The sequence below is a fragment of the Dictyobacter kobayashii genome (assembly GCF_003967555.1).
GTDB lineage: Bacteria > Chloroflexota > Ktedonobacteria > Ktedonobacterales > Ktedonobacteraceae > Dictyobacter > Dictyobacter kobayashii.
This window is the reverse complement of record NZ_BIFS01000001.1, coordinates 2,390,960-2,410,685: the sequence shown is the minus strand read 5'-3', so window position 1 is coordinate 2,410,685 and position 19,726 is coordinate 2,390,960. Positions and strand designations below refer to the sequence as shown.

At 51.4% G+C, this 19,726-nt stretch carries 15 protein-coding genes and 2 pseudogenes; 12 read left to right on the top strand and 5 right to left on the bottom strand.

The annotated features are described in order from the left end of the window. Positions 1-30: 30 nt before the first annotated feature. From EL645_RS10590 to EL645_RS10580, 3 genes are read left to right on the top strand one after another with little or no spacing between them, the layout of a single operon-like run. Positions 31-1,398: a CCA tRNA nucleotidyltransferase gene (locus EL645_RS10590; RefSeq protein WP_126549996.1), complete on the top strand. Its 1,368-nt coding sequence runs from the start codon at positions 31-33 to the stop codon at positions 1,396-1,398. Positions 1,399-1,419: 21 nt separating this feature from the next. Next, positions 1,420-3,201: a phospholipase D-like domain-containing protein gene (locus tag EL645_RS10585; protein ID WP_126549995.1), complete on the top strand. Its 1,782-nt coding sequence runs from the start codon at positions 1,420-1,422 to the stop codon at positions 3,199-3,201. Between the two features lie 55 nt (positions 3,202-3,256). Continuing rightward, positions 3,257-3,787 carry a hypothetical protein gene (locus EL645_RS10580; protein WP_126549994.1) on the top strand — a complete coding sequence of 177 codons (531 nt, stop codon included), beginning with the start codon at positions 3,257-3,259 and terminating at the stop codon, positions 3,785-3,787. Positions 3,788-3,967: 180 nt separating this feature from the next. Here the strand turns inward: EL645_RS10580 and EL645_RS40855 are convergent, their stop codons facing one another. Beyond that, complete coding sequence (locus EL645_RS40855) at positions 3,968-4,456, bottom strand: transposase (protein WP_218031641.1); 489 nt, start codon at positions 4,454-4,456, stop codon at positions 3,968-3,970. After that, positions 4,407-4,835 (bottom strand): IS5 family transposase, encoded by a 429-nt coding sequence (locus EL645_RS40850; protein WP_218031640.1) that lies wholly within the window; start codon positions 4,833-4,835, stop codon positions 4,407-4,409. The genes EL645_RS40855 and EL645_RS40850 overlap by 50 nt, the downstream gene beginning before the upstream one ends. Positions 4,836-5,910: 1,075 nt before the next feature. Between EL645_RS40850 and EL645_RS10570 the strand changes: the two are divergent. The 3 genes and pseudogenes from EL645_RS10570 (at position 5,911) to EL645_RS10560 (ending at position 11,529) form a co-directional block, all read left to right on the top strand. Further along, a pseudogene (locus tag EL645_RS10570) lies at positions 5,911-7,580 on the top strand (ribonuclease J). Between the two features lie 686 nt (positions 7,581-8,266). Beyond that, on the top strand, positions 8,267-11,185 hold the full coding sequence (locus tag EL645_RS10565; RefSeq protein WP_126549993.1) for a DNA translocase FtsK: 2,919 nt from the start codon (positions 8,267-8,269) through the stop codon (positions 11,183-11,185). 8 nt (positions 11,186-11,193) lie between these two features. After that, entirely contained in the window at positions 11,194-11,529 is a 336-nt protein-coding gene (locus EL645_RS10560) for a DNA translocase FtsK (protein WP_246035335.1), read from the top strand. 157 nt (positions 11,530-11,686) lie between these two features. On the opposite strand, the gene trmD is transcribed toward EL645_RS10560, so the two are convergent. Further along, a complete protein-coding gene (trmD, locus tag EL645_RS10555; RefSeq protein ID WP_126549991.1) occupies positions 11,687-12,415 on the bottom strand; it encodes a tRNA (guanosine(37)-N1)-methyltransferase TrmD in 729 nt (242 codons plus the stop codon). Positions 12,416-12,560: 145 nt separating this feature from the next. On the opposite strand from trmD, the gene EL645_RS10550 reads away from it, so the two are divergent. From EL645_RS10550 to EL645_RS10525, 6 genes and pseudogenes are all read left to right on the top strand, one after another. Further along, positions 12,561-14,150, top strand: coding sequence for a sensor histidine kinase (locus tag EL645_RS10550; RefSeq protein ID WP_161977282.1), 1,590 nt, complete (start codon positions 12,561-12,563; stop codon positions 14,148-14,150). Between the two features lie 2 nt (positions 14,151-14,152). Beyond that, positions 14,153-14,880, top strand: a pseudogene (locus tag EL645_RS10545) (response regulator transcription factor). A 76-nt stretch (positions 14,881-14,956) separates the two neighbouring features. Continuing rightward, a complete protein-coding gene (locus EL645_RS10540) occupies positions 14,957-15,946 on the top strand; it encodes a uroporphyrinogen decarboxylase family protein (protein ID WP_126549989.1) in 990 nt (329 codons plus the stop codon). A 422-nt stretch (positions 15,947-16,368) separates the two neighbouring features. After that, positions 16,369-16,887, top strand: coding sequence for an NUDIX hydrolase (locus tag EL645_RS10535; protein WP_161977281.1), 519 nt, complete (start codon positions 16,369-16,371; stop codon positions 16,885-16,887). A gap of 4 nt (positions 16,888-16,891) precedes the next feature. Further along, complete coding sequence (locus EL645_RS10530) at positions 16,892-17,251, top strand: hypothetical protein (protein WP_126549987.1); 360 nt, start codon at positions 16,892-16,894, stop codon at positions 17,249-17,251. Beyond that, positions 17,241-17,897: an MEDS domain-containing protein gene (locus tag EL645_RS10525; protein WP_126549986.1), complete on the top strand. Its 657-nt coding sequence runs from the start codon at positions 17,241-17,243 to the stop codon at positions 17,895-17,897. Before EL645_RS10530 ends, EL645_RS10525 begins: the two co-directional genes overlap by 11 nt. A gap of 146 nt (positions 17,898-18,043) precedes the next feature. Here EL645_RS10525 and EL645_RS10520 read toward each other — a convergent pair whose 3' ends face one another. Together EL645_RS10520 and EL645_RS10515 are read right to left on the bottom strand one after the other, a co-directional pair. Then, on the bottom strand, positions 18,044-19,048 hold the full coding sequence (locus tag EL645_RS10520) for an AIM24 family protein (RefSeq protein ID WP_126549985.1): 1,005 nt from the start codon (positions 19,046-19,048) through the stop codon (positions 18,044-18,046). A 307-nt stretch (positions 19,049-19,355) separates the two neighbouring features. Beyond that, positions 19,356-19,688, bottom strand: a complete 333-nt coding sequence (locus EL645_RS10515; protein ID WP_126549984.1) for a hypothetical protein — start codon at positions 19,686-19,688, stop codon at positions 19,356-19,358. Between the last annotated feature and the right edge of the window lie 38 nt (positions 19,689-19,726).

Below are 19,726 nucleotides of genomic sequence, written 5' to 3'. Positions count from 1 at the left end.
ACGAAACGAAGCGGATACATAGATTTTAGTATGCTTGACATTATCAAAATGCTGGCCGAAGTTTTTCGTGCCCAGCAGAAACAACTTTATATGGTTGGAGGAACCGTACGTGATGTTCTGCTCCAAAGAGGGCCATCGAACGACGGCGACCTGGCAACGGACGCGCGGCCCGAAGAGATCAAGCGTCTGGTGGCCCCAACCCATCCAACTGCCGTTGTCCTGGTAGGAGAGCGGTTTGGAACCGTGCGTCTCCACTACGATGACAGCATCATTGAAATCACGACATTTCGCTCCGAACGCTACGATCCCGAGTCGCGTAAACCCGAGGTCTGTTTTGGGGATAGTCTGGAAGATGATTTAGCCCGCCGTGATTTCACTATTAATGCTCTGGCCCGTGATCCTCTAAATGGGCATATCATCGATCTATTTGATGGCCGGCAAGACCTGGAAGATCATATCTTGCGCGCAGTTGGCAATGAGCCAGACAAACGTTTCAACGAAGACCCGCTGCGTTTACTACGTGCTGTCCGTTTTGCCGCGCAGCTTGACTTTGAGATTGAGAGTGGGACGCGGGCCGCGATCGCCCGCCAGGCCAATACCCTGCAAAAGATCAGCCGGGAACGTATTCGCGACGAGATGAACAAACTTCTGCTCTCACCCCATCCTGCCAAGGGTCTGGATCTGCTGGTCGGACTAGGTCTGATGGAATGGATTATTCCCGAGGTGATAGAGTTGCGAGGTGTCAGTCAGAGAACGGCGACCGGTCGTACAAGCAAAGACGTCTATGCCCATGTTTTGCGTGTCGTTGAGCGCTCATCCGCCCGGCCGGTAGCGCGTTGGGGGGCACTGCTACACGATATCGCCAAGCCACGCACCAAGTCTGTCGAAGACAACAAGATCCATTTCTTCGGCCATGAAGATGTAGGAGCCTATATGGCCCGCGACATCCTCAAGCGCCTGCACTTTGATCGCGAGTTTATACAGAATGTATCGCAAGTGGTCAAATTACATATGCGGGCCAATGCCTACACCTCAGATTGGACAGATGGAGCGGTACGCAGACTAATGTTGGACAGTGGGGATATTCTGCCTGATCTACTGGATCTCTCCCGGGCGGATATCACCAGTTACCGCATAGACAAGGTTAATCGGGCTGCTGCGCGCGTTCAGGAGCTTTCTGAGCGCTGCCAGGTTTTGCAAGAAGAGGCCGAACGCGTGCCTCTGCGCAGTCCCCTGGATGGGAATGAGCTAATGGAGCTATTTGAGCGTGGGCCGGGACCCTGGTTACGCCCCATAAAGGATCACCTGTTGGGCCTGGTCATCGACGGGGTATTGGCGGCCGACGATAAAGAAGAGGCAACCAGAATTGCCAGACAAATTATGCATGAACAACAGTAAAGCGAAAGTAGATATAATGGTATGCGTATAGAAAAGGATTTCGTAACTGACTCCGCGTGGTGGACGCCCACGGATTTTCCGGTACGAGAAATGCAACGCCTGGCCTTTTTAATTGATGGCCGCATGACCATGTTAGAGATGTGCCATCGTTTCCTCAGCGCGACAAAGACGATCTATATCGCGAGTTGGGGTCTCACCCCCGACTTGCCACTGGTTCGGGGTAAGCATCATCGTGCGGGAGAGGACGGATCGGCTGAGCAAGAGACACTCCTGCGTTGGTTACGTGGAAAAAGGCTTTCCGAGGCCGATATCCAATTCTGGCAGAAATGTGAAACGTTAAGTGTGGTAAACGTTTTAGGTTATGCCGTCTCCAAGGGTGTCGAGGTACGAGTACTCCTCTGGGATGCACTGACCATTCCTTTTCAAGCGGGTCCCAAACAGGTCCAGGAAGCATTAGAAGCGGTCGGCGTACAGTGCCTGCTCGATGATAGTCACCTGACTATCGAGCATCCAATCGCCTCCCTGCACCAGAAAGCCATTACCGTTGATGGCCGTATCGCCTTTGTAGGAGGCATCGACCTGATGAGCGAACAGGACGGTGAACACGATCGCTGGGACACCAAAGGGCATGTCTATGATAATCTACTACGGCTACGCAAAAACGGCAAGCTGGCTTATGGCTGGCATGACATGCACCTCACCTTTGAAGGACCGGCGGTAGCTGATGTCGAAGCCAACTTCTGCCAGCGCTGGAACGCAGTTCTCTTACGGCGCAATCCAGACTCTCAAGATGCGATCCAGCCGTCCGCCCCTGAAACGCTTCAGGCACCAGAGAAGCTTGAAAAAATTCAGATGCAGGTTGTGCGCACCATCCCTCGTAACACCTATTCATTCGCGCTTGAAGACGGTATTGGAACGATTCTAGATATCTATCAACGTGCCTTTGCGCAGGCTCAACATTCTATTTATCTTGAAAACCAATATTTCTGGCGCCGCACTTATTTAGGACTGGAGACGCCACTTCTCAGCCTGCCAACGGAGGTTATGGAACAGCTATTTACCTCGCTGGCGGAAGCCCTCAACCGTGGCGTCATTGTTACTTTACTCCTACCGGATAATCCCAATGTGGGTCGTGATTTCACCGATGACGGCCTTAAATTTTTATGGGAACTTGCACCGGAGGCAGTAACATCTGGTAAACTGCAGGTATACACGCTGGCTTCATCGGTACAAAAAGAGGCCGCGATCTATTATCGTCCAATATATATTCATGCCAAGGTTGCAATTGTAGATGATCAATGGGTTACAATAGGATCAGCTAATCTTAATAATCGGGGTATGAGAGACGACGCAGAACTCAATGTAGCTCTGCTTCATCCAACGATGGCACGTGGATTACGTATTCTTTTAATGGCTGAGCACCTGGGCCTGGCGGATGAAGACACGCTCTTCCGTGTCGTAGAAACTATGGGACGGACCGATCCTACCGCGCATTTGCGGGATATGGATGCCAGCTTACAAAAAGAGTGGCAGCGCTTACAGCAACTCCTGGGAGATCCGCAGGATGCCCTGGCCCTACTGGCCAGACAAGCGCAAACAAATATAGAGGCTGTGAAAGCGCGTCAATTGCTCTCAGGCCACATTGTACCCTATATACGCCGCGATTTAGCGGAGGCATATGGAATTGAGGTAGATGCCGCCAACGGATGGTTAGACCATCTGAATGATAAGGACATCCCTTTTGAAATAGACAGCTCTGATGACGCGCCTGAAGAGCAAGCCGCAGAGGTCTCGGCACCCTAAAGCAGAACCAGGAACACCGGCAAATTCAGCCAAAGAGAAGAAAGAGGTTTTTCATATGGCAAATAACAATACATCGGGAGGCAAGCAGGGGTCGGGAAAGTCTGATGCGGCTGGGGTACAGAAAACAGCGGCACAACTCGCGGGAGGGACGACTCCTTCGGCCGCGCAGCCACCTGCAACGCCCCGTAAAGGGCACCAGCATCGTGGCAGCAAAGGTTCCAGACCTGCTGTAGGTGGTACAGCCGTACCTGGGGCCCGGTCTACCCAGACCCGACAAATCTCGGAATCCAGCAACCCGCAGCAGCAACAATACGAAAGCTATAACAGAGACATGCGTCGCCGTATGGAACGCATGGGCTATGAAAATGAAGAAAATCGTGGCCAGACCGCCCAGGATAGCCGCAAAAAACGTATTGAGCGTTTGAAGCAGCGCCGTCAGCAGCAGCTTGCGCACGTTAAAAGAACCTTACCAGGCGGTAAGATCGACACCAGTCCACGCCGTGTCTACTGGATGATCGCGGGCGTCGCCATTCTGGTCATCGCCATTATCGTCATCTTCGCTATCTGGCGTGCCACTGGCCACTAATAAATCCAGCAAAGAGAAGCAGCCGGGGCTGAGTGCCCAGCCCCGGCTTTATCCCTTCTATTCCCACCGAACTCTCATCGTCCTCGCGTCCCTGGCGTACGAGCTTTCGCGCCAAAGGCACGCAAACTCAGGCGTGAAGATCGCGGAGATTATGAGAACTCAGAATGTGTCTTACTCCCATCAGCATGGGAACGGTGGAGCAAGCCTGGTCAACATGCCGACGCTCGCTGAGAGCGCGATGAAGGCCTCGGAGCTTTCTGGCAAGCCCTCGTGATCGCGACACAGACGGCGCCAGCGCGTGATCCAGGCGAAGCTGCGCTCGATGACCCAGCGCCGAGGGAGAGGATGAAAGCCTTTGGGAAACAACTGATCCCAATCGACGTTCTCTCCTTCGAGCACTAAGATGCCGCGTTTGGGTTCACGGAGCGCCTTGACCGTCTGCATGATCCAGCCCAGGTGTACCTTGAGCCAGGTAATGAAGTGGCCGCCATAGTGACTGTCTCCCCACACCAGCAGCATGCGGGGAAAGCGTGTTTTCAGTGACAAGAGCAAGGGCTGGCTTCCTTGCTGATCGGACCAATCGGCTCCGGTCACTTTGATGCCCATGAGATTGCCCAAGCTATCGACGAGGGCGTGACGTTTGCGCCCCCAGATTTTTTTTCCCCGCATCGTAGCCCTTGTTGGACCCGCGAACGGCACTGGTTTTGATGGATTGGCTATCAATCACCGCCGCAGACGGCTGAGGGTCATGCCCCTGTTGCGTGCGCATCTGCCCGCGCAAAGCATCGAGCACCTGAGTCCACACGCCTTGTTGTCGCCAGAGACGAAAATAATGGTACACCGTCTGCCAGGCGGGAAAGTCATGGGGCAACGACCGCCACGGGCAGCCGCTACGCAAGACGTAGAGGATGGCATCCACAATGGTGCGCCGTTCGTGAAGCGAAAAGGCGGCGTCCGGTTTGATCGCTGGGATCAAGGGTTCCAAGAGTTTCCATTGCTCATCAGTGAGATTGGAGGGATACGCTCGATACAGCCGTGTCTTAAACATGGCAACCTGCTCCTTTCCCGTCACTCTGCCGTACGTTGTGCTTCTTTCCTGTATCATCCCACAGGATCATCCATCCTCCAAACTCGTCCACACGAAACTTCTCTTTTTTCGTCTTTCTCCTCATTTGCTGTTTTGTCTATCCCATCAGTGAGGGTCCTTGCGTCCGATCACGATGGGAGTCAGACACATTCTCAGAATGTGTCTTACTCCCATCATCATGGGAAGCATGTCGCGCCTGTGCGGACGTGCGCTGGCGCGCCCGAGCTTTTTTTCTTATGTGGTGCAAAAAGTGCGCAAAGCGCACTTTTTGCACCACATAAGAAAACTTCTTGAGCGCCAAAGGCGCTCAAACGCAGGCGTGAAGAGCGCGGAGATCATGAGGATAAGACACATTCTGAGAATGTGTCTTACTCTCATCTTACCGGGGGCGCTCGAGCGCTCCCACACGGGCGTCCGCGTGCGCGGCCGCGCTGTTTTTCTATGTTGATGCAACAGGGGCGCATCCGCCCCTGTTGCATCAACATAGAAACGGCTTTCTGAGCACCGCAGGCGTGAAAAATCGTGCAGGCTGCAGGCGATGATCATGAGAGTCTGACACTCTGTCAGAAAGTGTCAGACTTCCGTCACTACCGAGCTGTTTGTATATGAGCTTTTGTGCTTGAGGATCTCATACAGAATGTCTCTTATAGGTGTAAAAAGTGCGTCTTGCGCACTTTTTACACCTATAAGAGACAGATGTGGGCGCGCCAGCGCCCGCCCGTAAAGGAGTGACATGCTCTCAGAGAAAAATCCAATATTCTTAAAGGATCAGTTTATGGAATAAACTACACATCTGACGTGTTATAATAAGTAAAAAATACCACAAAACAGAATGTGCAGGCGCTTCAACAGCAAGTAAATTGGAAGCAAAAAAAAACTTGTGCCTGCCTCCCTTGTTATGATACACTCTAAATGGCAAAATATTGCCTGAATTTGGCTTTTACTCCTGTGGTAGAGGCAGGAGTGGAGATAAATATAAAAAGTAATTTTATTGTAAATAGTTGCACTACGTTGTGGTTAGGAGGTTGTTTATACCTTGACAAAAGAAAAAGTTCGACTTGTCCCGCTCGGTGGCCTGGGAGAAGTTGGCAAAAATATGATGGTTGTAGAGTATGGTGAAGACATCATCATTGTGGATGTAGGGGTGATGTTCCCCGATGAGGAGATGTTTGGGGTTGACCTGGTAATCCCCGATACAAGCTATCTTACGGATAAAAAAGACCGTATTCGTGCTATTCTGATCACGCATGGTCACGAAGACCACGTAGGCGCCCTCCCATATGTTTTGCCGATGCTCGATTTCCCCCCATCTTTGCCACGCGTTTGACTCAAGGTTTGATTAATGTGAAGCTGAAAGAGCATCGTTTACTGGACAAAGTGTCCGTGACCGCTATTGCTCCTGGTGATCAAGTAGAGCTTGGTTCCTGTTTCGCAGAGTTTTTCCGAGTCAATCATAGCATACCAGATGCCATTGGCATTGTGCTTCACACGCCAATCGGCGCAGTCGTCCATACGGGCGATTATAAGTTTGATTACACTCCTGTTGATGGCAAACCAGCCGACCTGGGATTACTGGGAAAGATCGGTAATGATGGCGTGCTGGTCATGATGGGTGATAGTACACGTGTTGAGTCGCCTGGCTATACGCCGTCTGAGCGTGTCATCAACGACTCATTTGACAAGATTTTCGCGAATGCACCAGGGCGTATTCTAATTGCCACTTTTGCATCCTTGATCTCACGTGTTCAGCAGGTATTGGATACCGCGCAACGTTATGAACGCTTTGTGGCCTTTATGGGTCGCAGCATGCAGAACAATGTGCAGATGGCCATAGAACTGGGTTACCTCAACATGCCAAAGGGCATGTTGATCCGACCCGAGGATATCAACAAGTTTAATCCAGATCAGGTCGTGATTGTCTGTACCGGCAGCCAGGGCGAGCCAACCTCCGCGTTGACCCGTATTGCCAACCAGGATCACCGCCAGATTCGCATTCAGCCAGGGGATACCGTCATCTTATCCGCCACGCCGGTACCCGGCAATGAAAAAATGGTGCATCGTACCATCAATAGTCTGTTCCGACAGGGTGCCGAGGTATTTTACCAGGGCATCTCAAATGTGCATGTCTCGGGACACGGAGCGCAAGAAGAGCTGAAGTTAATGCTCAGTCTGTTGCGACCACGTTTCTTCGTACCTGTACATGGTGAATACCGTCAGTTGATCTTACATGCCAAACTGGCATTCTCACTCGGTATTCCGGAAGAGAACATCGTTGTGGCAGAAGATGGCGATATTATCGATGTCACCGAAGATTCGATCAAGCTGAAAGAACATGTTTCCTCTGGTAACGTGTTTGTTGATGGTCTCAGCGTCGGTGACGTTGGACAAATTGTTTTGCGTGACCGCAAAGTGCTATCCCAGGATGGCATCTTGATGGTTGTGCTCACTATTGATAAAGAGACAGGACAACCACTCGCAGGACCTGACATTGTCTCGCGTGGTTTTGTCTATATGCGTGATTCTGAAGAACTGCTTGAGAACTCTCGCCAACGTGTCCTGGATGCGTTTAATGGTTTTGAGAAGCATTCTCATAGTGGTTCTGATTGGTCCTTTGTCAAGGACAAGATTAAACATACGCTCAGTGAGTTCCTCTACGAACAGACTCGCCGTCGTCCAATGATCCTGCCCATGGTAATGGAAGTTTAGAGGGGAAAAATGGATGGCCATCCATTTTTCTTTATTCCAGGCTGTAAAAACCGAGCAAAAGGGGGTGCCCATGTTGGGCATCCTCTTTTTTTGTGTTGCTATGCTTTGCGTGCGTGCGCATGCGCGCCCGAGCTGTATTTATGTGGGGTTGCAGAAAATGTGCATTCACACATTTTCTGCAACCCCACATAAATACAGCTCGGGGAGCCCACATAAATATAGGTCATAGGTCCCAAATGGGACACCCCAATGAATGTCTCCCCTTCTCCATTCCCGCCACAGGCGGGAATGGAGAAGGGGAGACAAAGGTAATCCCTTGTATGTGATGAGTGGATGAAGCTTCTATAATGGGAAATTGCGGCTCGACATAATATTATCCATCGAATCAGGCCGCATTTCCGTATAGTAAAGAAGAAGGTCTGACGGCAAGCCGCGTTCGTCAGGCCAGTGAGTAATTATGTATATTTAATAGGTATATGTTGTAACAAGTCTGGCAAGCATGCTATTCACATGCTACCCATAGGCAAATAGGTTAAGTGCTTTGGAAATATCGAAGGAATTGTGCACCATAGATAGATTTTACATGGTTCTGTTACCGAACGTCCGAGCTATCCTCTATTGCTTCTGTGGAACATTTGGGCTATTATACACTTGTCTGACTCTTAGAAAAGGAGGGAACCAGCAACATGGCAGGCAGCGATCGCAAACCAGAGGCGAGGCGTAAAGGCGATAGGGTAGTGCCTAGTCTCGATCGTGGCTACTCGCGCGCTAGCCGAGCTGTTGGGGGACAAGGTTCAATAAGCTCGCAACGGGTCGAACAGCGCTCAAACTCATCGTCGCCAAAACAGGGTTCGCGCAGTAGTGGGAGTGGTGGAGCGTCCAGGCAAGCTTCGCGTAGCCGACAGGATGCTGGGGCCAGGGGGGGAAAGAACAGTAATTCGTCTTCCCGTTCACCGCGGTCTTCACGAACTCCTTCAGCACCCAGTGATGCCAAAGATACTCAATTCCTCCAGTGGATACTGGATAAATGGAATAGTTTGTCTCCAAATCAGCAGCAGCGCATTTCTAATTCATTATTACTTGTATTATCTCTATTGTTATTCGCATCTTTGACTATTCTCAGTGCGGCGCCGATTTGGGGCAACATTGGCAAGTTCTTTCTGGTCTTTCTAGGCTGGTCTGCATATGTGCTGGCTTTTGGTTTTGTCATGTTTGCAGTGACGCGCCTGTATGAAAGTCTGCGTAACGAGCAATTGATCCGAAACTCTATGGTCTTCGGTTTGATCGTGCTCTGTTTGCTGGTGCTCTTAGAGAGCCGCTTGATTATGGGTCCACTTACCGCCGGTGCGCTGGCCGATATACTGGCAATGCCGTTTCAGGGTTGGCCGCCAGCCGTAGGGCATGTGCTGGTGATTGGACTTATTTTAGTGGTGACGATTTTTACTTTTCGCATCACATTTGCCCATGTGCTGATGGTGTATCACTTTATTGAGCGCATTATTGGTGATGTGCCGCGCGATGCAGAAGAGGACGAGGAAGAGCCGGGAGTGGCCCCATCGCGTTTTCTAGGCCAGAGGCCGCAATTCAGCCGCTATAGCGCGGCTAGCAGGGCTGCGCTAGACGATTTTGAGGATATCGATGCGGGCGATGAGCAGCTGGAGCTGCCTTCGACACCCTCACGGCGACAGTTGCCGTCGCGTTCTGGTAAGCCTGCGGCAGCGGCAGCGCGTGTCGCCAGGCAGCCCGAGCCGCTGGTTGATGAAGAGATCTATTACGATGATGGCTTTAACAGCTATGATGACTATAGCGATAAGACGATTGCCATCGAGCCAGAGGAGTATGCATATGATGAAGAAGAGAGCTACTACTTTGACGATGAAGATCCGTTAAACGACATCAACCTGCATAAGCAGCAGATCAGTATGGTGCCGAGGGGCGTACATGATCCGCAGCCATTAGATATCACGGATCACACGGGGGCGACTCGTGGGGCACGTCAGCAGCCATTGTCATTTGATGACCCGACCGTGATAGATGATGATATCGTGCTAAAATCTTCACCGGGCAATGAACCATTGCTACTGGATTCTAATCCACGGGCAGCGGCCTCCAAGCCAGGGCGGCAGATTCGGCAGGCCACCCCTGATGTACCCAATTCTCCGGTCCAGGTGCAGCGCCAGGCAACCGCAGCCGTCTCGAAGAAAGTCGCGGACGCTGTGGCCAATGCCAATACGCCACATATTAAATCGAGCTGGCAGTTGCCAAAGCTGGATGTGTTGCAGGCCCCTGACAGCATCAAGCAACAGATCTTCTCTGAAGATACAGCCGCGCTGGCGAAGCTGATTCAGGATACGCTGCGTAGTTTTCGTGTTGAAGCCGAGGTACGCGAAGAAGATATCAGTATCGGACCAACCATTATCCGTTTTGGTATCCGTCCGACCGGTCGGCCACAAATGGTGGTAGACGAAAAGAGCGGCAAGATGGTACCGGTGCGCGATGCTTCGGGACAGATCGTATACGAGACGCGAACGCGCGTCAGCCGTATTATGGCGCTGCAGAATGATCTGGCCCTGGTAATGGAAGCCAAAACCATTCGTATGGAGGCGCCTGTACCTGGCCGTCCTTATGTTGGAGTTGAGATTCCTAACAAGAATAGCCGACTGGTTATGTTGCGTGAGGTACTGGAGAGCAAAGAGTTCCAGGCCGCTAAAGTTAAATCCAAGCTCTCAATCGGACTGGGAAAAGACGTTGCTGGCCTGGTAAGGGTTGGTGACCTGGCCAAGATGCCCCACCTGCTGATCGCTGGTGCCACCGGAGCTGGTAAGAGCGTCATGATCAACGCCATCATTGCCAGTATCCTGATGCAGTCCACTCCCGATGATGTGCGACTCTTGATGGTAGATCCCAAGATGGTGGAATTGAACATGTACAATGGGATTCCCCACTTGCTATCACCGGTCGTCGTAGAAGTTGAGAAAGTCGTCTCGCTACTCAAGAACGCGATAGCTGAGATGGAGCGTCGCTACCGGCTCTTCTCGCAGCTTGGCGTACGTAATCTGGAGGGCTATCGCAAATTGCGCTCCCAGAAACTGACGCAAGGCGATACCACTTTGAACAACCTGCCAGCTATCGTGATCATTATTGACGAACTGGCCGACTTGATGATGGCCGCGCCAGAAGAGGTCGAGGGTATGATCTGCCGCCTGGCCCAGCTGGCGCGCGCCACCGGTATTCACCTGGTGGTTGCCACCCAGCGCCCATCGGTCGACGTCATCACAGGTCTGATTAAAGCCAACATTCCAACGCGTATCTCATTCATGGTCAGCTCCGCTGTTGACTCCCGTACCATTATCGATATGGGCGGTGCTGAGAGGTTGCTGGGACGTGGTGATATGTTATACCTACCAGCGGATGCTGGACGTCCTGAGCGCATTCAGGGCGCTTTCCTGAGTGATGATGAGGCCCAACGTCTGGCCGAGTTCTGGCGCCAGCAAATCGTGCAGCATGCTCTGGCTCTCGGTGCTGATCCTCGGGCAGTGCAGGAACAACCCCGGTCGAGCCCGGCTGGGAGCTGCGCGTCGAGCACGGCGATGAATTTGAACTAGAGGATGAATTGCTGGATCGGGCCGAAGAAGTGGTGCGTGAGCAGGGTCGGGCCTCCATCTCATTGCTCCAGCGGCGCCTCAAAGTAGGTTATTCACGCGCTGCTCGCTTGATTGATTTACTGGAACAGCGTGGCATCATCGGCCAATCGGTGGATGGTGGGCGAGCCCGCGAAGTCTACGACAACAGCCACCGTGGCGGTGATGGACATAGTCTGGCTGATGAGGCCGACGATATTATGGCGGAAGAAAAGGCGAGGAATGACTTCTTGCGCAGTCAGGCCTCGTCGCGTTTTCAACATAATCCATCCTCAAGAGCCGCTATTGATGATGAAGAGATAGACTGATTAACACAAATAAGAAGCGGCCCTCCCAGAAAATTTGGGAGGGCCGCTTCTTATTTGTGTTAATCAGGTGCAGCTGTGACAGCTGTTCCCAATACAGGAGTTGTACTGAAGAGAGTGTCGGGGCTGCCTCATAGTCAGTTGAACGTATGAAGCGCGTTTATGTACGGGTCTCGTCGTCCAATTCTTTCAATATTTTTTTATCCTGTTTGCTGCTCAGGTCAAGTTTGGCAAACAGGTCTGGTCGGCGTTCACGGGTACGGCGGATCGCTTCTTTGCGCCGCCAGCGTTCGATATTAGCATGGTGACCAGAGAGCAAGACATCTGGAATGCTCCAGCCGCGAAAGACTGGAGGGCGTGTGTACTGAGGATATTCTAACAGGTTATTGCTGTGGGACTCTTCAGTGGTCGAGCCCTCCGCCAGCACACCAGGGGTCAGGCGGCTGACCGCATCCACCAGGATCATAGCAGCCAGCTCGCCACCGGTCAGCACGTAATCGCCGATCGAGATTTCATCAGTTACCAGGTGTTCGCAGACACGTTCGTCGATGCCCTCATAGTGTCCACAGAGGAGGGTGACGCGTGGTTCCAGGGCCAGTTCATGGGCGATTTGCTGGTTAAACAGGCGTCCCTGAGGTGTCAGATAAATGATTGGACCACCCTGGTGAACCGCCTCAATGGCATTAAAGAGCGGCTCCGGCTTCATAACCATGCCAGCCCCACCGCCATAGGGATAATCATCCACCACATGGTGTTTGTCCGTCGTAACATCGCGAATATTATGCAAAGCGATGCTCAAGAGATCGCGCTCCTGGGCACGCTTGAGAATGCTCTCAGTGAACGGCCCCTGAAACATAGCCGGGAACAGAGTGAAAATGTCAAAATGCATGTGTCTACTCACCTCTACATATATGTGTTACAATAACACCGTTGCCTCTTACTGGCAAGTCTATTCCATTGAATGCATGAAGCTTTTCGAACGTATACCTCGTTTTCGGAAAGTCCAGCTGAAATTTTCCACCGCGGAGTCTGTTATGTCTTGGTCCCAGCCGCAGCAGGTAGAGGATCCTCATGATCAAATGACGGTTTTGGTGGGTAGTGCGATACAATTGCTGCGTGGAGAATCCGGTGTATTTGTGGTCTCAAACGAAGCGTTTGATCCACAGAGTAGTACCGAATATACACTTTATCATCTCAATAAAGCTGCGGTGCCATTGCTGCTCGCGTATGTGCAGGAAAGCATGCAGCCGAACACATTGCATCCATTAGTTGTAGAGACGATGCCACCCGATCTGGCCACGCAATTAGGGCTAGCTGAAGACGTAGTAGAGGGGCAAGGGGTTGAATGTTGTTCACTGGCCCTGTATGATGAAGCGGGACCGCTTGGAACCCTGTATTTCTTGCGGCTGGCTACGCTGCGTTCATGTTTTGAGCGCAATAGCGACGAAGACAGAACTGAGCCATCAACGCTCCACCTTTTTGTGCTCCAGCTCGCGGCCAGCTTACGTTTTGCCCTGCACTCACAATCCCTGCTAAAAGAGCAGGGGCGCCTGGCGGCTATATTTCAATATAGCACCGAAGGCATTTTAACAGTCGACAACGCATTGCGTATCATCGATTTCAATCCGGCTATGGAGCGCCTGACCGGCTGGCGAGAAAACGAAGTGTTAGGTCAATTCTACATCAAGGTCCTGCGCCCCAAAGATCGGCAAGGCAACGACCTTGGATTACAGGATTCTGTGATCCTACAGGCTTTCGCGGGCCAGGAAGTTGTTAATCGTGAGATGATTATCAGTGCTCGTGATGGTCAGCGCTTTGCGGTAGCCGTCACCGCCTCGTGTGTTCGTTCCGCGCGCGGAGAACCCATGAACGGCATTTTAAATGTGCATGACCTGACGCGCGAGCACCAGCAAGAGGAGCAGCGCTCAACATTTATCTCTGTCATCTCGCATGAATTGCAGACGCCGATCGCGATTATCAAAGGCTATGCATCTACTTTAGCGCGTACGGATGCGCGTTTTGATAGCAGGACGATTCGTTCGCGCCTGATTGCGATTGAAGAAGAGGCCGACCGTCTTAACAAGCTGGTGGGAAACCTGCTCTATGCTTCGCGTATCCAGGCCAATGGATTGCAGATGGATATCATCACGCTCGACCTGGAAAACTTAATACGCAGCATGGTGCGTCGTCTGCAAGCCAGGACCTCCGGGGTGCAGATCTCGCTCTCGATTCCGCCACACCTGCCAGCCGTAATGGCCGACCGGGAGCGTATCGAGGAGGTTTTACAGAATCTACTGGATAACGCCGTGAAATATTCACCACGGCATCCAGAAATTACCATAACCTGCTATGTGACCGGCGAAGAAGTCATTGTCAGTGTCAGAGATGCAGGGATGGGTATTGCACTGCGAGAGCAAGAACAAATTTTTGATCGCTTCCACCGTGTTGGAGAGCCGCTCTCACAGTCAACGCCCGGAGCTGGCCTGGGCCTGTATATTTGTAAAGCGATTATCGAGGCCCATGGAGGACGCATCTGGGTTGAAAGCACACTGCGTCAAGGTTCAACATTTTCGTTTAGTTTACCGCGTGAGGAGAAAGCGCCGTTACCGATGGTGGTTTTTTGATGATGGAACAGGAAGTATTTGATCAGCGTGACATGACCATTCTAATCGTGGACGATGAACCTCGTATCCGCGATCTTGTGCGTATGAATCTGGAATTAGAGCACTATCGCGTGCTCGAAGCCAGCAACGGCATAGAAGCCCTCAACGAGTTACGTGACAACCTGCCCGACCTGGTGGTATTGGATGTGATGATGCCCGAGATGGATGGCTTTGAAACCCTCAGGGCCATTCGCGAAGTATCCACCGTCCCGGTCGTCATGCTGACCGTGCGGCAGAACGAACAAGATCGCATCCACGGCCTGGATCTTGGAGCTGACGACTATATCGCCAAACCTTTTAGTCCCCGTGAACTTCTTTCGCGTATCCGAGCCCTCTTACGCCGTTCACTGATGGCACCCCCATCGCGCAAAACCGAGATCGTAGTGGACGACGACCTGACCATAGACTTTGCCCGGCGCGAAGTAATTGTGCGAGGGCAAAAAGTTGTCCTGCGACCAACCGAATACCGGCTACTCTATCACCTGGTCAGCAATGCTGGCCGCCTGCTTACCCATGAAACCCTGCTATCGAAGGTCTGGGGCGAGAGTATCGAGACGAGTCACATTATCTACGTCTTTATATTACCTATCTACGTCAAAAGCTAGAGAAAGATCCCGCGCATCCACAATATATACTCACCGAACGTGGAGTCGGATATCGTTTTAAAGCCCTTGATGATGCACATAAATAAGAGCCAGCCCTGCAATCGGCAGTCGTGCGAGCGGGATGACTGATTGCTTTTTTATGACAGGAGAGCATTAATTCCAATGAATAAAAAAGAACGCGTAGATGCGGCCCTGCGTGGCGAAAAAGTGGATCGTGTGCCCGTCAGTGTATGGGGACATGATTATGAAAGAGAATGGGACGTTCAAGCATTTTCCGAGGCGGTGGCCGAAAATTTTAATCGCTACGACTGGGATTATGTCAAAGTGAATCCACGTGCCTCTTACCTGGTTGAGGGTTGGAAGGCCAGGTATCGCCCCTCGGGTCACAAATTTCAAGCTCCTACCTGCGAATACACACCTATTAAGAGTACCACAGACTGGAAGCGTATTCGCCCTCTGGAGCCCGATCAGGGGTCACTGGAAGAGCAGCTGCGTGTGTTGCAATTAGTAAACCATGAAGTTGGATATGATGCCTATTTCACCCAGACCATTTTTTGTCCTTTAGGTGTGGCCCGTTACCTGGCTGGTGACAAGAACGAGCCTATACTCTTAACCATTCGCGAAGATCGTCGTGCCCTGCATACAGCCTTACGCATTATCACCGAAACCCTGATCAATTACGCCATCGCCTGTCTGGAGCAAGGCGCGAGCGGCATTTTCTACGCGACCAATGGTTGGGCCAGTGCTGGACTGCTCACGCAAGACCAATACCGCGAATTTGGCGAACAATATGACCTTGAATTTTTAGATGCCATCAAGAGCCGCAGCAAATTTAATATCCTGCACAACTGTGGTTCCCACATCTACTTTGATCTCCTGGCCAGTTATCCGGTCCAGGCCATCAGCTGGGCACCTGGACTGGCGGGCAATCCCGATCTACGTGATGGTCGTCTGCGCTCAGGTAAAGCCGTTATGGGTGGCCTCAATGAGCACAGCACCCTTAAAAAGGGGACGCCGGGACAGATACAAGACGAGATTGGTGCAGTCCTTGAGCAAACGGGCGGACAGGGATTACTGTTGGCGCCAGGCTGTTCCATCGCTCCTGAAACCCCGACGAAGAACCTGGAAGCTATTCGTCGTGCGTTATCTTGACACTTGCTGATGCATTCGTTATACTTCCTCATAATTCTCAACTGTGAATTGGACGTGTGGCGTAGGTGTATTACAATGGTCAATCAGCGTGACTCACAATTGGCTTAACTATAGATAGTTGGTTACATAAGTGGTGTTACTGGTTGTTGCGAAGCGCAAGCAGAAAAATCCCCCATACTGGCTAATCCTTATAGAATTATGTAACGGTGGGGGCGAAAAATGTTGTATAGTAGTATCTAACGAATAGCAGAGAAGACCGTGCATCGCGCTGTAAAGCAGGGATGGAGGGGCGAAAGGGAAAGAGTAAAAGCGCTTAAGGTGCATGCATCCTCAACTTTCTGTGGAGTGACGCAAGCGCACTCGCGCCGCACTTTGGTGGTAATAGAGAGGGTACATCGCGAGCAATGGAGCGATATAGAACAATGCGGGCCTATTCAGCGGGTGGCGTTGTATTTCGCCTTGCTCCTCTGCTCTCTCCTGACAGAGACTTCACACAGAACCATAGCGATGCTAGCCGAAATGATGAAGGCGTTGATAAGATGGTATCTATGGAAGTAGTGCTGGTGGGGCGTAGCCACGCCGGTATCTGGACCTTACCTAAAGGGACGCCTCAGCCAGGCGAGACAATCGAGCAGGTCGCAGTACGCGAGGCACAGGAAGAAACAGGGGTGCAAGTACAATTGATTGCTTATATTGGCAGCATCTCGTATGCTTTTGTGCGTGAACAGGTGCGCTACCATAAGCAAGTGCGGCATTTCTTATTGGAAGCGGTCGGTGGTGATACCGCTTTACATGATCATGAATATGATCTTGTGCAGTGGTTCTCCTTATACGAGGCCAGCCGTCGCCTGACATATCAGAATGAAGTAAATATTTTATACCAGGCAGAAGAAATGCTACAGCGCTGGTTGCAATATCGGCAACAGGAAGGGCAAAAGTAGCACTATGCAAGAATACCAACCCCGCTTTAAGCTCGCGCGACGTATACTCTTCCCCTATACTGGCGAAGAGCCCTTGACTCGTGCACAGGAAGTGAGGGTCATTGTCTCATGGGCCACCATTTTTCCGGTTGCCCTCCTGGTTGGCACACTGCCGATCGTAGCTTTATTCAGCAGCAGCAATGCATCTTTGCAGAAAATAGCGTTCATCCTCCTCTTAGTGTTTGTTGGAGGTGTCGTTATTTTTGGCCTGATGGCCTGGTTTGTGGTCTTTATGATCAATCGCTCGGCCCGCTTATTGCAGCGACAAAAAGCACAAAAGTCTGCAAGGATTAGCAATTTTAGCGGAGGTAGGTATGGATCTTAGTGTTGAAGGTAAATCTGAGCGTATACCCCCTGGCTCGCATATCTGCCAGCTTTATAGTAAAGTGACAGAAATTCCAGGAGTGACGGCGCGCCTATTGCGCGTTGGGCTCTCATTAAAAGAGAAATGCCTCTTTGCTGCCTCGCCCGCCCAGGTGAAAGAGTTACGCGAAGAGCTACAGAAATTGCAAGTAGATGTGGATGAGTTAACTGCATCTGGTCAACTTGTCCTTTATGAAGAGCGGGAATCGTTTCTGGCCAATGGGAAGCGCTTCGACCCATATTTCTTGCTCTCCTCACATCAAACATTTATTGCTCAAGCTCTACGTGAGGGCTGGCAGGCTGTCCGCATTTCTATGGATATGACCTGGTTGGCTAAAGATATTGCTACTCCAGAACAAATTTTGAAATATGAGGCAGCTTCAGATGCTGTGTTTACTTTCCAGAATGCTCCTATTATTGCTTTGATGCACTATGATCATAGTAAATTATTGCCCAGCCTGGTTGTGGAGATGTTGAAGTTACATCCTATTTCTGTGGTGGGCAAATATATTAAGCGTAATCCCTATTACTTGAATTCAGAGCAATATATGCTAAAGATTCTGCGCATTAATAAGGATAAGGCGAATCAAAATAATCCATCTGTTTGAGGCAGGTGGATTATTTTCTGGGTTTTGCCGCCTGTGGCGGGAGCGGAGGAAGGAGATGAGCGGGGACTGGTATGCCCCCAGCATACCTGCCACCGCACCCCGGCAGGAGGGCCTCGGCGGCCCTCCTGCACCTCCCTCGGATGCAATTAGTTGTTGTCGAAGAAGCCACCCATGAAGTTGCTTTGGCCGCCGGCTTGAGGCGAACCTTCGGTGGTTGGTGGATGATAGGTCATTGATTGAATGCCTACACGGCCAGGTCCAATGAAGCGGTTGAGTGTGAATGATGCACCTGCCATCAGGCCTCCGATTGCTCCGAGGATGCCTCCGCCGCGCTGTGAACCAGCTACGGTTGTCATCTGCATTTGTACAGATGGATCTTTCCAGAGCCAGGCACCAGGTTCTACGTCGATCGCCTCACCAGGCGCGAGCATCTTTTCGAAGACATTGCCATAGCCGTGAAGCAAGACCATGCCTTCTCCGTTAACGGCAGTGAATTGATCAATAAAGAGGCCGGTGCGGCTAAAGAGAATATTGGCAGCCCCCTGCACAAAGGTAAAATTGTAATCGACATTGCTGGTCGCTACCAGGAATTGATGTTCGCGCACCTCTACTGTTTGTCCGTGTTGGAGACGTAGTGCCACTACCTGCCCCACAGAATCGCGTGAGAACGAGATATTGCCCGGTCCCTGAGCTTCGCTGATAAAGACCTGCAGACCCGCAAAGAAACGCCGTGCCGCGCCCTTGAGCGATTTAAAGCCAATTTGTACTCCTGGATGTTTCCAGAGTAGAATATGATGCTCAAAATAGACCGACAACTGATTGCCAAGCATGATATCAACGACCGGAACCAGCTCGCCATCGATGCTGATAGTCATATCAGCGAGGCGCAAAGGACCCTTAGGATTGTGTATTTCAGCTTTGGGGACCGAGTTACCAAACATGCTGTTGGTATACTCTTCAAACTGATTAGGTGGAGTAAATGCCCCCTGGGGTGGGTTCCCATAGGCTCCCGGTTGTGAGGGAGGGGGTGAATTATAAGGACCCGCTTGAGGGGCTCCTTGAGGCACTGGGCCTGCATTGACAGGCGCTCCACATGTCCCACAGAATTTCACGCCATCCGCAATTGGATTGTGGCAGCGAGGACAGGTCATTGAATCCTCCTTATAATAGACCAGCTCAGGTAAGGGAGAAATATCTGGCAGGAATAACTTACCACCTGGATATGCTCTCGGTTTGATAATAGCAGTGTTTGTACAAAGATACAAGAGTTTTACTGCTACCCTGTTAGACGGATTTTTTAAGGCAAAATAAAGAAAAAAAATCAGGAAAGGGCATTTGACTACTCTTTCCTGATTAGAATGTCTGGGATGGCGACGAAGTGCCTGGCTTAGAGAACGAAGCTATCGGCCAGGGGGCTACGTGCATTATTGTTATTATCGCGTTTATCGCCATTCAGGTTCACCTGAGGCTGACCATTGGTCTGGCGACCATTGCTGTTATAGGTTCCACTGCCACCGGTCGAGGGGGGCATAGCGGGTGGGTATTTTGCATACCCTGCAAGCTCTGGAGAGCTGCCTGAGATTGGCCTGACTGGCTGGAGGATCCAGACTCGGTTGCGAGCTGGATTGTCTTACCCTCAATTACCACAGCAATACCAATACCACGGCGAAGATCGGCGAGCTGTCTACGCAGCTCCCGGTTTTCAGCCTCTAATGCGTCCATTAATTTTTTCTGCTCGAGCAGCATCTGCGCGATGCCTTCAAAACCAGCGCTAGCAGCACGATCCATCATGGATTCCTCCTGCGTACTTTCCGTACCCATTAAATCTA

Coding starts and splice junctions, on each gene's coding strand:
- EL645_RS10550 (WP_161977282.1), top strand. CDS start 12,561: ATGTCTTGGTCCCAGCCGCAGCAGGTAGAGGATCCTCATGATCAAATG.
- EL645_RS10520 (WP_126549985.1), bottom strand. CDS start 19,048: ATGACCTGTCCTCGCTGCCACAATCCAATTGCGGATGGCGTGAAATTC.
- EL645_RS40855 (WP_218031641.1), bottom strand. CDS start 4,456: ATGCGGGGAAAAAAAATCTGGGGGCGCAAACGTCACGCCCTCGTCGAT.
- EL645_RS10580 (WP_126549994.1), top strand. CDS start 3,257: ATGGCAAATAACAATACATCGGGAGGCAAGCAGGGGTCGGGAAAGTCT.
- trmD (WP_126549991.1), bottom strand. CDS start 12,415: ATGCATTTTGACATTTTCACTCTGTTCCCGGCTATGTTTCAGGGGCCG.
- EL645_RS10525 (WP_126549986.1), top strand. CDS start 17,241: ATGGATCTTAGTGTTGAAGGTAAATCTGAGCGTATACCCCCTGGCTCG.
- EL645_RS10515 (WP_126549984.1), bottom strand. CDS start 19,688: ATGATGGATCGTGCTGCTAGCGCTGGTTTTGAAGGCATCGCGCAGATG.
- EL645_RS10590 (WP_126549996.1), top strand. CDS start 31: ATGCTTGACATTATCAAAATGCTGGCCGAAGTTTTTCGTGCCCAGCAG.
- EL645_RS10585 (WP_126549995.1), top strand. CDS start 1,420: ATGCGTATAGAAAAGGATTTCGTAACTGACTCCGCGTGGTGGACGCCC.
- EL645_RS10535 (WP_161977281.1), top strand. CDS start 16,369: ATGCGGGCCTATTCAGCGGGTGGCGTTGTATTTCGCCTTGCTCCTCTG.
- EL645_RS10530 (WP_126549987.1), top strand. CDS start 16,892: ATGCAAGAATACCAACCCCGCTTTAAGCTCGCGCGACGTATACTCTTC.
- EL645_RS10540 (WP_126549989.1), top strand. CDS start 14,957: ATGAATAAAAAAGAACGCGTAGATGCGGCCCTGCGTGGCGAAAAAGTG.
- EL645_RS40850 (WP_218031640.1), bottom strand. CDS start 4,835: ATGTTTAAGACACGGCTGTATCGAGCGTATCCCTCCAATCTCACTGAT.
- EL645_RS10565 (WP_126549993.1), top strand. CDS start 8,267: ATGGCAGGCAGCGATCGCAAACCAGAGGCGAGGCGTAAAGGCGATAGG.